Genomic DNA, 9,499 nt, shown 5'->3' on the forward strand with positions numbered 1-9,499 from the left:
ATGACCACCTATGTATTGACCGGCGCGAACGGCGGCCTCGGCGAGGTCGTGACGCGCAGTCTCGCCGCCACGGGCGGCCGCGTCGTGATGGCGTGCCGCGACGTCGCGGGCGCCCAGCGCATCGCCGACGGCATCGACGGCGACGTGACCGTCGAGTCCCTGGACCTGGCCGACCTCGACTCCGTGCGGGCGTTCGCCGACCGCACCGCCGAGGTCGACGTGCTCGTCAACAACGCCGGCCTCATGAACATCCCCCTGCGCCGCACGAAGCAGGGCTTCGAGATGCAGTTCGGCGTGAACCACCTCGGGCACTTCGCCCTCACCGGCCTGCTGCTCGACCGGCTGACGGACCGCGTGGTCGCCGTCTCCTCGGTGGCGCACCGGCAGAACTACCGCTGGCGCATGGACGACCCCAACTACGAGAACCGGAAGTACCTGCGCACCGAGGCGTACGGGCAGAGCAAGCTCGCGAACATGATGTTCGCGCGCGAGCTGCAGCGCCGGTTCGAGGCCGCGGGTTCGGCCAAGCGGGCGTACTACGTGCACCCCGGCGTCTCCCCGACGGGCCTGTTCGCCCGCACGGACACCCCACTGGATCTCGTGATGAAGCCGGCCGTGGCGCTGCTGAACAATCCGCCGGAGAAGGCGGCGCAGTCGCTCATCCTGGCCGCGACCGATCGCGACCTCGACCCGCACCCGTGGTGGGGGCCGACGCAGCTCTTCCAGTCCCGCGGCCCGGTGGGCAAGTGCTCCAGCACCGCGGTCTCGAAGGATCAGGCGAAGTGGGCCGAGCTGTGGGCCGTCTCCGAGAAGCTCACGGGCGTCACCTACGCGCTCTGAGGTCCAGCAGGCTCTGGGCGGAGGCGGTCACCGCGTCCTGCCAGGCGCGGGGCCGCCAGCCGAGCTCGTCGCGGGCCCGCGCGCTCGACGCCGAGCGGGTCTGCCCGAGGAGCGGCACCAGGTCGCCGACCTCGGGGTCGAACCGCCCGACGAGGCGAAGCACCACGTCGGGGATCGCGCGGGCCGGCACCCGCTTCGCGCGGTCGCCGAGGCGGGCGCGCAGTTCGCGGGCGATGTCGAGCATGGAGATGACGCCCTCCGTCGCGGCGATGTAGCGACGGTTCGCGGCCGCCTCGGCGGCGGCGGCCCGCAGGTGCAGGTCGACGACGTCGCGCACGTCGACGACGTTCAGCCGCACGTTCGGGACGGCCGGGGGCCGGCCGGACAGCAGGCCGTCGATCAGCCGCAGCGACGAGGTCGCGTCGGCGGAGCGGGCCGGCCCGAAGATGCCGGTCGGACAGACCGTCGTGAGCGACAGGTCGCCGCCCTCGCGTTCCATGAAGTTCCACGCGGCGCGCTCGGCGAGCGCCTTGGACTTCACGTACGCGCTCATCGGCCCGCCGTCGACGTTCGTCCAGTCCGACTCGTCGAAGGGCGTCGCCCGCGACGGGTGGCCGTAGTAGACCGCGCCACACGACGACGTCGCCACCACCCGGGGAACGCCGGAATCCCGTGCGGCCCTGAGCACCCGAAGCACCCCGTCGACCGCTGGGCGGATCACCTGTTCCTCGTCGCGCGTGGCGGTGAGCGGCGAGGCGACGTGGTGCACGACGTCGCACCCGGCGGTCGCCTCGGCCCAGCCGTCGTCGCCGAGCAGGTCCGCCTGCACGACGGTGAGCCGCCCGTCGGCATCCGGGAACCGGGCGAGGACGGCGCCCGCCTTCGCCGCGTCGCGCACCGTCGTGCGTACGGTGTCGCCGCGGTCGAGGAGCGCCGCGATCGTCCATCCCCCGACGAAGCCGGTTCCGCCGGTGACGAGCGCTGTGGCCATGATCCCCCTGCTTTCGTTAGCCGATTGGCTAACCAAAGGTAGCATCGGAGGCGTGAGCACGCGAGCGGAGCAGGCGGAGCGGACCCGGGCGACGATCCTGGCGGCGGCCGAGGCGCTGATCGCCGAGCGAGGCTTCGACCGCACCTCCCTGCAGCAGGTCGCGGACCGCGCCGGCGTCACGAAGGCGAACGTCTACTACTACTTCCGCACGAAGGAGGCCCTGCTCGGGGGCGTCGTCGCGCCGCACGCGCAGGCGCTGCGCGCACTCGTGGACGACGCCGCAGCACTCCCCGACCCCGCCGCGCGCCGCAGCGCGCTCATCGCGGGCTACGTCGAGCAGTCGATCCGCGCCTTCCGGCGCATCGGCACCGTCGGCATCGGAGGCGATCCCGCGCTCCGGCGCGCGATGTCGACCACCGCAGACCTCGACGCCATCGCCGTGGACGCGCTCCCGTTACTCCTCGGGCCGGACCCCGCGCCGCGCCGGCTCGCCGGCTGGCTGCAGCTCAGCGATCTCGGCCCCGCACTGCGCGGGCTCGGCCACCTCCCGGACCCGGAGTTGCAGGACGCGCTCGTCGACCTCTGTGAGCGCGCCCTCGCGGCGTGATCATCCGGAATGCGAGCGAGCCGGTGACTGTTGAACCTTCCATGCGCGTGGACGTCTGGACCGATATCAACTGCCCCTTCTGCTACATCGGGAAGGCCCGTTTCGAGGAGGCGCTCGCGGAGTTCCCGCAGCGCGATCAGGTCGAGGTGATCCACCGCTCCTACGAGCTGGACCCGACCGCCGGCGATTCCGAGCCCGTCATCCCGCGGATCGCGGCCAAGTACGGGATCAGCGAGGCGCAGGCGGCCGCGAACGAGCGCGGGCTCGGCGCGCAGGCGCAGCAGCTGGGCCTGCCCTACCAGGTCGACGGCCGTGACAGCGGCAACAGCTTCGACATGCACCGCCTGCTCCACTGGGCCCTCGAGCTCGGCCGGCAGGAGGCGCTCCTCGACGCGCTCTACGCGGCCAACTTCGCCGAGCCCACGCCCGCCTTCGGCAGCCGCGACCGCCTCGTCGCCATCGCCGAGTCCGCGGGGTTCGACGGTGCCGCCGCCCGCGCGGTGCTCGACGATCCGACCGCCTACGCGGACGCCGTCCGCGCCGACGAGGAGACCGCCCGGCGGATCGGCATCGGCGGCGTCCCGTTCTTCGTCTTCGACGGCAAGTACGCCGTCTCCGGCGCCCAGCCGCCCGAGGTCTTCACCGAGGCGCTGACGAAGGCCCGCGGTGAGGAGCCGCTCACCGTCATCGGCGGCGACGACGCCGAGGCGTGCGGTCCCGACGGCTGCGAGCTGCCGCCGCGCGACTGAGACCGCGCCCGAGACCCGGGCCTAGGGCGCGGTGAGCCGTCGCACCGCGGCGGCGAGGGCATCGTCGTCGAGCATGACCTCGACAGCCTCGCTGCCCCCGGTGAGGATGTCGCCGTGAACGAGCGCGAGCACCTCGAGGAGCAGCGTCGGCGCGGGCGTCGCCGCGGTGACCGTGCCCGCGTCCTGTGCGGCCCGGAGGGCGGCGATCTTCTTCGCGTTCGAGTCGGACGTGAACTCCAGCTCCAGCAGCTCCCCCGGGCACTCCAGGGTGTGCCAAAGCACGAGCCGCATCAGCTCGGGGTGCGCACGGTTGAAGCCGCGCAGCCGCACGGCGTAGCCGGGCAGGTCCTCGGCGGTGAAGGGCACCGTCTCCAGCAGTTCCGCGACGCGGCCCTCGATGACGGCGTCGAAGAGCTGTCGCTTGTTGCCGAAGTAGGCGTAGATCAGCTGCTTGTTGGCCTCGGCCGCGGCGGCGATCCGGTCGACGCGCGCGCCGGCGAGCCCGTGCTCGGCGAACTCGACGATCGCGGCGTCGAGCAGCCGGGCGCGGGTCGCGGCGGCGTCGCGCTGTTGCTTAGGCGCGGGCGGCATCGCGCGGCAGGTCGGTTCCGGTCACCTCGGCAGCGTACTTCCACAGCTTCGCGGCGACGTCGGCGTCCCGCATCCGCGCGTTCTTCTTGGTCACGCCTGGCGCGCCGACGAGGCCGAATCGCCCTTGGGGGCCGTAGTACTCGCCGTTCCGGGCGTGCGGATCACTCGCGGCGAGCAGCAGCGGCTCGGCGCCCTGCTCGGGCTGCTGCGAGGGCAGGAAGCGGCCGGCGAAGCGGGTGACCACGGACTCGCGCTCACTGCCCGCACCGAGGCTCGCGCCCGCGGTCTGCAGGTTGGTCTGGGTGTAGCCGGGGTGCGCGGCGTCGCTGAGCAGGCCCCAGCCGCGGCGCTCGCTCTCGGCGGCGAGGTGGTTCGCCATGAGCAGGTCGGCGAGCTTCGACTGGCCGTAGGCGCGCGTCGGCGAATACTTCCGCAGCGACTGCGGATCGTCGAAGTCGATGCGGCCGAAGTTGGCGACGCCGGAGCTCATCGTCGTGACGCGCGGCGCCGCGGACTGCAACAGCACGGGCAGCAGAAGGTTGGTGAGCGCGAACGGCCCGAGGAAGTTCGAGCCGAACTGCAGCTCGAAGCCGTCGGCGGTCTCGAAGCGCTCGGGCGGGGTCATCACACCCGCGTTGTTGACGAGGACGTCGACCGCCACGCCGTCGGCGACGATGCCGTCGGCGAAGGCCCGCACGGACGCCAGGTCCGCGAGGTCGAGGCGCCGGACCGCGAGGTCGGCGCCGGGCACCTGCGCGAGGATCTCCTGCCGCGCGGCCTCCCCCTTCTCCGGCGTGCGGACCGCCATGATCACCGTCGCGCCCGCCGCGGCGAGCCGTTTTGCCGCCTCCTTGCCGGTTCCGCTGTTCGACCCGGTGACCACGAAGGTCTGTCCCGCCTGATCGCTGACCTGGTACATCTCGTTCTCCTTCGATTCAACTAACTGGTTAGTTGAAAGAGTAGAGCCGATCCGAGCAACTGTCAACCAACTAGTTAGTTAGAGCGCTCTGGCTGGCAGCGCGGGCACCACCAGATCGCCCGCTCCGCCTCGCCCGGGCCGCCGAGGGAGCCCGCGACGATCGCCGTCCCGCAGCGCAGACAGGGGCGCCGCGCGCGGTCGTAGACGAAGGCGCGCATGCCGTTCCGGTCGACGCCCGTCGTCACCCGACGCGTGCGCCCGAGGTTGGCCCGCAGCAGGCACGCGGCACCGTCGGCCCAGGCGAGCGGGTCGCCGCACTCCCCGACCGGCGTCGCCGGATGCGCGCCGCGCAGGAAGCAGAGCTCGTTGCGGTAGACGTTGCCCACCCCGGCGAGGACGGTCTGGTCCAGCAGCGCGAGCCCGACGGGGCGCTCCGGCTCGGCCGCGAGGTTCGCCGCGGCGCGGCCGGCGTCCCAGTCGGGGCCGAGCGGATCGGGCCCGAGGCGGGCGAGGGCACCGTCGGCCTCGGCGGGCGTGAGGATCTCGAGGATCCCCAGGGAGAACCCGACCACCTGCGCCCCGTCGACGGCGAGCACCGCGCGGGCGGTGTGCGCGGGCCGGCGCCAGCGCTCGCCGGGGCGGTACACGTGCCACTCGCCCTCCATCTTGAGATGGCTGTGGACCACGGCGCCCCCGGCCGCGATCAGCAGGTGCTTGCCGCGCGCGGTCACGGCGCCCACCTCCCGCCCCGTCAGGTCGACGGCGGCGTACCGCGGCACCCGGATGTCGCAGGCGGTGAGCATCTTTCCCTCCAGCACCGGGCGCAGCCGCGCGGCCAGGTTGTGGACGGTGTCGCCCTCGGGCACCGGTCAGTCCAGCCCGGAGAGGAACGCCTCGACGGCGCCGCGGTACACGCCGGGGGCGTCGTCGTGGACGAGGTGGCCGGCACCGTCGACCTTGAGGTAGCGCAGGTCGGGTCCCGTGTAGGAGCGGACCATGCGCTCCCCCACCCCGGGCGGCACGACGGTGAACTCGGCCTCGACGAGCAGGGTGGGCGCCTGCACGGCGCGCCACTGCGGCCAGTGGTCGCGCGGGCCCCAGTGGTCGGCGATGGCGCGGAAGACATCGAGCTCGCCGTGCAGCGCACCGTCGTCGAAGGCCTCGTAGAAGTAGCGCCCGGCGACCGGCCCGAACAGCGCCTCGCACTCGGCCTGCGAGGCGAAGCGGTCGGGCCAGCTGGCGAACCACGGCGCCCAGGTGTCGGTGGACTGGCCAGTGAACTCGGGCGACATGTCCTCGACGACGAGCGCGCGCACGAGCTCTGGATACGCGGCGGCGGTGCACCAGGCGTGGAGGCCGCCCATGGAGTGCCCGATCAGCGTCGCCGGGCCCTGGTCCAGGCAGGTGAGGATCTCAGCGACGTCGGCGACGAAGCGCTCGGTGCTGATGTCGTCCGGCGGCACGGGAAAGCCGGGGCCGCGGTGGAATTCGGCGTCGAAGGTGAAAACGCGGCCGTAGCGGCGCAGCCACGGGATCTGCCGGCGCCAGGTGCGGCCGCGGCCCATGAGGCCGTGCAGCAGCACGATCGGTCCGGCTCCTTCGCGGCCACCCCAATCTCTCAGGCCCACACACTCATCCACGCGGCCCAACCTACCGGGTCGGGCGACGGTATCGTCGGGTCATGTCGGTAGTGAAGATCAACGCCATCCACATCCCCGAGGGCGCGGGCCCCGAGCTCGAGAAGCGGTTCGCCCAGCGCGCGCACGCGGTCGAGAACTCGCCCGGCTTCCTCGGCTTCCAGTTGCTGCGCCCGGTGAAGGGCGACGACCGCTACTTCGTGGTCACGCAGTGGGAGTCCGAGGAGGCCTTCGCCGCCTGGCGCGACGGCCCGGCCCGCGAGGCCCACGCCGGCGAGCGCAACCCCGGCGGCGGCGAGGGCCGCAAGCCCGTCGCCTCGGGCGCCGACCTGCTCGAGTTCGAGGTCGTCCTCGACGTGCAGGGCAAGGCCGGGCAGTAACCGCACGGGATACGCACGAGATCGCGTCGCGGCGCCGGAACCTCCCGGCGCCGCCGCGGTTCGTGTGCCAGGACCTGGCCGCGCCGGTTCCGCGCACCGTCCGGCACTGGCTGCGCCTGACGGGCGATGAGGTCGCCCCGACGGTGCTGTCCTCCGACGGCGAGACGCGCGTCGAGTGGTCCTCGCTGTGGCCCGACCGCCCGGACCTGCGCGTCGTCTTCACCCTCGAACCCCGCGACGGCGGCTCCGACGTGCAGTGGGTCCTGTACGCCGCCGCTCCGCTCCCCGAGGCGGAGTACACGCGCCACGTCGCCCGACGGATCAGCACCCTCGTCTTCGCCGACCTCCGGTACGCCTACGGCCAGTAGGGCTGGCCGTGGGTCGCTCCGCGGAGCCATGCGTCCGACGCATATCCCGGCACCACGGTTGTCCGCGCCCAGCGGAACCTCAGTGGCGTCCGGCGGGGGACCGAACGCCGCGCAGGGGTCAACCGCTCCCCCACCGCGAGCACGACTTCCCGTGGGGGTTCGAACGTAGGGCGCGCGGATCGGCGTCGCGCGGGGGACGACCCGCGGCCTCGCGCCATTCGGCGGCGGTTATGCGTGCCACGCATGGCCATGCGCGGCGAAACCAGCCCTGACGTGCAGTTATTCGAGACATGCGCGTGACGCATGGCTTCTCACGGCAACACGCGCCCCCACACCGGCAGCCGGCCCCTGAGCGTCAGAGCCAGGCGCCGGAGTCCCAGGTGAGGAACGACTCCAGGCTGGCCGCGGGGTGCTGCTGCGGGTGGTTCGTGGAGAGGTACGCGCCGCGGTAGAAGAGGAGCGGCTTCGCGTCGTCGACGTCGCCGAGGTGATGCACCCGGCCGATGGCGATGTGGTGGTCTCCCCCGTCGAGCACGTTCTCCAGCGTGCAGTCCATCCACGTCAGCGAGCCGTCGATCGTCGGGTTGCCGAGCGGGGAGGGCGTCCACCGCAGGCCCTCGAACTTGTCGTCCACCGACCGCCCGAACGCGGCGCTCACGGACTCCTGCTCCTGCCCCAGCACCGAGACCGCGAACTTCCCCGACGCCTCGATGTGCTTCCACGTCCGCGAGGTCTTCATCGGGCAGAACAGCACCAGCGGCGGATCCAGCGACAACGCGGCGAACGACTGGCACGCGAAGCCGACCGGCTTCTCCTCGGCGTCGGACGTCGCGATGATCGTGACGCCGGTGCAGAACTGCCCCATCACATGTCGGAACGTGCGCTGGTCGAATCCGGCCTCGGTCATGCTGCCAACCTACTCCCGCCGTTTCCGACGGTGCGCGCCACACCACCGCCCGGCACGCCCCACGGCCGGGTCCACCGAGCCTGCGCACGGCGGACGCCGAGCGCCACCGATCCACTCGGCGTGATCCTTACCCGCGGCGGCCCAGGACGATCGCCCGCGCGACCGGGGTGAGTTCCTCGTCGGGCCGGTCCAGGTCGGCGGGCGCCCCGAGCAGTGCGGGCTGCGCGAGGAACCGGGCGCCGCGTCCCGGACCGGGCAGCAGGGCCTGCGCGGCGTGCACGAGGAAGGGGTGGCAGAGGTAGACGTCGCCGGCGGCGCCCGTCGCCCCCGCCTCCGGCAACCCCTCGGTCGCGGCGAACTCAGGGATGAGCGCGCCCATCTCCGCCCCTCCTCCCCGTAGGGCTCCAGCATCTTCGCCATCGCCCGGTGCGAGCCCACGCGCAGCCTCGTCGGGGCGTCGTCGTCGCCGATGTCGGAGAACAGGTACAGCATGAGCAGCGCGCGGCCCTTGCTGCGCACGTTGACCCGCCAGTGCAGGAAGGCCTCCGGCTGCTCTCCGGGGAAGCTGGCGTCCACGTGCCAGCCGTCGTCGCCGGGGCCGTCCTCGCACGGGAAGCGCACCGGGAAGGTTCCGATCGAGACGCGCGGCGCCCATTTTCCGGCCCCGGCCAGACGGTCCGCCGCCTCCGCCACGAGCGGCGACGCCGCGGCCTCGCGGAAGGGCTCCTCGCCGTGCTCGCCCAGCCTGATCACGGGCCGGTCCCAGGTCGACGGGTCGTCCCTTTCGATACCCGACGATGACATCTCGGCCCACAGGACGTCCCGGGCGGCGGCCGCCGTCGCGGCGCTGAACGCCCCGCGGATCGGGACGTATCCGTCGCGGACGAAGTCCTCCACCTGCTCGTCGCTCAGCACCCACCGAGCGTGGCACCCCTCCGCGCCGAACACCAGCGATTACCGGGTGGGCGGCGGCTCCGACCCGTCGGGCGCGGGACGGACCTCGCACAGAACGACCCCGACGAGCGCCGCCACCATCGCGACGGCCGCCGCCCGGTCGTGGATCACCGGGACGGGGACCGCGCTCGCGGCGATCCCCGCGATCAGCGGGATGGCCGCGCTGCGCAGCGCGCGGCCGGGCGGGTCCGTGCCGAGACACCAGATCAGGGTCGCGAGGGCCATGAGGCACGACATCCCGATCCCCACGGCTGCATCACGCCACCCCCAGTGCCAGCCCGTACCTGCGTGGTGCGGCCCGATCGTCACCGCCAGCAGGATGACGAGCAGGATCAGCGCGAGGCCCGCCGCGTAGCAGATCGCGAGCGTCGGCAGCCGCGACGGTCGGCGGCAGTGCAGGACCGTGGCGGCGACGAACAGGACCACACCCACGAGGAACAGGGACCCACCGAGGTCGTCCTCGTCGACGACGATCCCCATGGTGGCGAGCCCGGTCAGCGAGGCGAGCACCAGCAGCACTCTGGAGGTCCACCGACGCACAACCCACCCCATCGCG

General features: G+C 72.8%; 12 protein-coding genes and 1 pseudogene. 5 read left to right on the plus strand and 8 right to left on the minus strand.

Features of this window, described 5'->3' with window-relative positions; all coding sequences use genetic code 11:
- Positions 1 to 840 (plus strand): SDR family NAD(P)-dependent oxidoreductase, encoded by an 840-nt coding sequence (locus ACM9LD_RS13020; RefSeq protein WP_415677061.1) that lies wholly within the window; start codon positions 1 to 3, stop codon positions 838 to 840.
- Here ACM9LD_RS13020 and ACM9LD_RS13025 read toward each other — a convergent pair.
- Positions 824 to 1,831: an NAD-dependent epimerase/dehydratase family protein gene (locus ACM9LD_RS13025; RefSeq protein WP_415677062.1), complete on the minus strand. Its 1,008-nt coding sequence runs from the start codon at positions 1,829 to 1,831 to the stop codon at positions 824 to 826. The two genes, ACM9LD_RS13020 and ACM9LD_RS13025, sit on opposite strands and share 17 nt — an antisense overlap.
- A 52-nt stretch (positions 1,832 to 1,883) precedes the next feature.
- On the opposite strand from ACM9LD_RS13025, the gene ACM9LD_RS13030 reads away from it, so the two are divergent.
- Positions 1,884 to 2,438 (plus strand): TetR/AcrR family transcriptional regulator, encoded by a 555-nt coding sequence (locus tag ACM9LD_RS13030; RefSeq protein WP_415677063.1) that lies wholly within the window; start codon positions 1,884 to 1,886, stop codon positions 2,436 to 2,438.
- Positions 2,439 to 2,479: 41 nt separating this feature from the next.
- Positions 2,480 to 3,187 (plus strand): DsbA family oxidoreductase, encoded by a 708-nt coding sequence (locus tag ACM9LD_RS13035; protein WP_415677076.1) that lies wholly within the window; start codon positions 2,480 to 2,482, stop codon positions 3,185 to 3,187.
- Between the two features lie 21 nt (positions 3,188 to 3,208).
- On the opposite strand, the gene ACM9LD_RS13040 is transcribed toward ACM9LD_RS13035, so the two are convergent.
- The 4 genes from ACM9LD_RS13040 to ACM9LD_RS13055 form a co-directional block, all read right to left on the minus strand.
- Positions 3,209 to 3,778, minus strand: coding sequence for a TetR family transcriptional regulator (locus ACM9LD_RS13040; RefSeq protein WP_415677064.1), 570 nt, complete (start codon positions 3,776 to 3,778; stop codon positions 3,209 to 3,211).
- Positions 3,762 to 4,697 (minus strand): SDR family oxidoreductase, encoded by a 936-nt coding sequence (locus ACM9LD_RS13045; RefSeq protein ID WP_415677065.1) that lies wholly within the window; start codon positions 4,695 to 4,697, stop codon positions 3,762 to 3,764. The genes ACM9LD_RS13040 and ACM9LD_RS13045 overlap by 17 nt, the downstream gene beginning before the upstream one ends.
- A 74-nt stretch (positions 4,698 to 4,771) precedes the next feature.
- On the minus strand, positions 4,772 to 5,563 hold the full coding sequence (locus ACM9LD_RS13050; RefSeq protein ID WP_415677066.1) for a DNA-formamidopyrimidine glycosylase family protein: 792 nt from the start codon (positions 5,561 to 5,563) through the stop codon (positions 4,772 to 4,774).
- 3 nt (positions 5,564 to 5,566) lie between these two features.
- A complete protein-coding gene (locus ACM9LD_RS13055) occupies positions 5,567 to 6,283 on the minus strand; it encodes an alpha/beta fold hydrolase (protein ID WP_415677077.1) in 717 nt (238 codons plus the stop codon).
- 95 nt (positions 6,284 to 6,378) lie between these two features.
- On the opposite strand from ACM9LD_RS13055, the gene ACM9LD_RS13060 reads away from it, so the two are divergent.
- Positions 6,379 to 6,714, plus strand: coding sequence for an antibiotic biosynthesis monooxygenase family protein (locus tag ACM9LD_RS13060; RefSeq protein WP_224645976.1), 336 nt, complete (start codon positions 6,379 to 6,381; stop codon positions 6,712 to 6,714).
- A 62-nt stretch (positions 6,715 to 6,776) separates the two neighbouring features.
- A complete protein-coding gene (locus ACM9LD_RS13065; RefSeq protein WP_415677067.1) occupies positions 6,777 to 7,082 on the plus strand; it encodes a hypothetical protein in 306 nt (101 codons plus the stop codon).
- Positions 7,083 to 7,437: 355 nt separating this feature from the next.
- On the opposite strand, the gene hsaB is transcribed toward ACM9LD_RS13065, so the two are convergent.
- The 3 genes and pseudogenes from hsaB to ACM9LD_RS13080 all read right to left on the minus strand — a co-directional run.
- The gene (gene hsaB / locus ACM9LD_RS13070; RefSeq protein ID WP_415677068.1) at positions 7,438 to 7,989 is read right to left on the minus strand and encodes a 3-hydroxy-9,10-secoandrosta-1,3,5(10)-triene-9,17-dione monooxygenase reductase subunit; all 552 of its coding nucleotides are present in this window, start codon (positions 7,987 to 7,989) and stop codon (positions 7,438 to 7,440) included.
- Between the two features lie 127 nt (positions 7,990 to 8,116).
- A complete protein-coding gene (locus tag ACM9LD_RS13075; protein WP_415677069.1) occupies positions 8,117 to 8,368 on the minus strand; it encodes a hypothetical protein in 252 nt (83 codons plus the stop codon).
- 575 nt (positions 8,369 to 8,943) lie between these two features.
- Positions 8,944 to 9,499, minus strand: a pseudogene (locus ACM9LD_RS13080) (hypothetical protein); the annotation flags it as partial.

Origin of the sequence: Tsukamurella hominis (assembly GCF_965137015.1) — a bacterium.
Taxonomy (GTDB): domain Bacteria; phylum Actinomycetota; class Actinomycetes; order Mycobacteriales; family Mycobacteriaceae; genus Tsukamurella; species Tsukamurella hominis.

Bases quoted from the DNA above. Each gene is read 5' to 3' on its own strand.
- ACM9LD_RS13020 (WP_415677061.1), top strand. From the start codon at position 1: ATGACCACCTATGTATTGACCGGCGCGAACGGCGGCCTCGGCGAGGTC.
- ACM9LD_RS13025 (WP_415677062.1), bottom strand. From the start codon at position 1,831: ATGGCCACAGCGCTCGTCACCGGCGGAACCGGCTTCGTCGGGGGATGG.
- ACM9LD_RS13035 (WP_415677076.1), top strand. From the start codon at position 2,480: ATGCGCGTGGACGTCTGGACCGATATCAACTGCCCCTTCTGCTACATC.
- ACM9LD_RS13040 (WP_415677064.1), bottom strand. From the start codon at position 3,778: ATGCCGCCCGCGCCTAAGCAACAGCGCGACGCCGCCGCGACCCGCGCC.
- ACM9LD_RS13045 (WP_415677065.1), bottom strand. From the start codon at position 4,697: ATGTACCAGGTCAGCGATCAGGCGGGACAGACCTTCGTGGTCACCGGG.
- ACM9LD_RS13060 (WP_224645976.1), top strand. From the start codon at position 6,379: ATGTCGGTAGTGAAGATCAACGCCATCCACATCCCCGAGGGCGCGGGC.
- hsaB (WP_415677068.1), bottom strand. From the start codon at position 7,989: ATGACCGAGGCCGGATTCGACCAGCGCACGTTCCGACATGTGATGGGG.
- ACM9LD_RS13075 (WP_415677069.1), bottom strand. From the start codon at position 8,368: ATGGGCGCGCTCATCCCTGAGTTCGCCGCGACCGAGGGGTTGCCGGAG.